Raw genomic sequence first — 1,553 nt, 5'->3', positions numbered from 1 at the left:
AGAAATAAAAATTATAATTCAAGTAATTAAAGTACTATAAAATAACTAAAAAATTTATTTTGCAACCAATGCTCTTCTTTCATTTTCTCCCCCTCACCCTGACCCTCTCCCTCCAAGGGGAGAGGGGAACAGTTAGGCGGCTTGCTGGTTAAATATAATAGTAGTCAGTTAACGGTTTTCAGAAAAATAAATACTAAATACCGACAGCTAACGGCTGCTCATTTTTTCCCATTGTTTTATTACTTGCGCGGGTATGGGCAATCATCTATAATGATAAGCATGATAAGGAAAAATAATTATATTTATAAGTATATCTTAATAATAGTAGTATTTATTCTGCTCTTTCCAGGAATATCAGCTGCGAAGGGCGAGCCTAAAATCGGATTAGCTTTGGGTGAAGGAGGAGCCCGAGGATTTGCCCATATCGGTGTGATCAAGATACTGGAAAAGGAAGGTATAAATATTGATTATATAGCAGGTACTAGTATTGGTAGCCTTGTAGGGGCTTTATATGCCCTGGGTTTTCCCATTGAAAAAATTGAAGATATTCTTCTAAAAGAGGATTTTACAGAATATATAACCTTTGAAAATATGCAATTTGAATTAGAGCAGAAGCAAAATAAAAATGTTTTGGGATTCTCAATTAATCTTCCAAAGATATTAGTAAATCCAAGCTGGCCAAGAGGTCTTATTTCTACCACCGGCATTAGGGATAAATTTGACAGCATCTCCAATTGGGCACATTTTGAGTATGATTTAAAAATACCTTTTAAGGCAGTGGCAACAGATTTGATTTCCGGTGAAAAAATTATTATGGATAAAGGTAAGGTTTCTAATGCTGTCGCGGCATCTATTTCTATTCCAGGGATGTTTTCTCCTTTTGAATTTGAAGACAAACTGTTAGTTGATGGTGGTTTGAAAGACCCTGTTCCGGTTGATGTGGTTCGACAAATGGGAGCTGATATTATTATTGCAGTAAGCCTGAGAGGAATCAAAGACGAAAAAAAAGATTCTTATGATATATTTTCTATTGCCGAACGTAGTATAGATATTATGATAGAAGACCTGACAGAACCTTCTCTGGTAGATGCTGATTTTGTTATAGCACCAGAGTATGAGGGAAAAGTTTCTTTGTTGATGAAAGAAAAAGAAAGAGTGAAAATTATTGAAGTGGGAAAAGATGAGGCTTTAAAAAAGATAGCAGAGTTAAAAGAAATTATTGCGAATTACTAATATTTTTTAATTCTTTCTATATTTTGAATCTATTATGGCTATATATGCTATAATTTATGATGGTAAATTCAGTCATATTGTACAATTTCTAAATTTATGAATAATATTTGATAAAAGATGAAACAGATTTTTGAAAAAACCTCTAAATTTTATTTTCCTGATAGTGAACATTGCAGACAGAAGACAGATCCTGTTATATTGATAGATTATCTTAATGATATTGCCGGTGGTCATTCTGAGGCACTGGGTTATTCCCTGGAATCATTATTAAGAAATGGATATTCATGGATATTGTTAAACTGGAATATACAAATAAATGA

General features: G+C 33.1%; 2 protein-coding genes. Both read left to right on the top strand.

Annotated features, from left to right (window positions below; all coding sequences use genetic code 11):
* Positions 1–141 precede the first annotated feature (141 nt).
* A complete protein-coding gene (locus PHQ99_06955) occupies positions 142–1,233 on the top strand; it encodes a patatin-like phospholipase family protein (protein ID MDD4289310.1) in 1,092 nt (363 codons plus the stop codon).
* A 117-nt stretch (positions 1,234–1,350) separates the two neighbouring features.
* Positions 1,351–1,553, top strand: a 203-nt coding sequence (locus PHQ99_06950; protein MDD4289309.1) for a hypothetical protein, incomplete at its 3' end; no start/stop codon positions are given.

The organism is Atribacterota bacterium, assembly GCA_028703475.1.
GTDB lineage: Bacteria > Atribacterota > Phoenicimicrobiia > Phoenicimicrobiales > Stramentimicrobiaceae > JAQVMU01.
The sequence above is the reverse complement of the archived record's forward strand: the minus strand, read 5'-3'. Positions and strand labels throughout refer to the sequence as shown.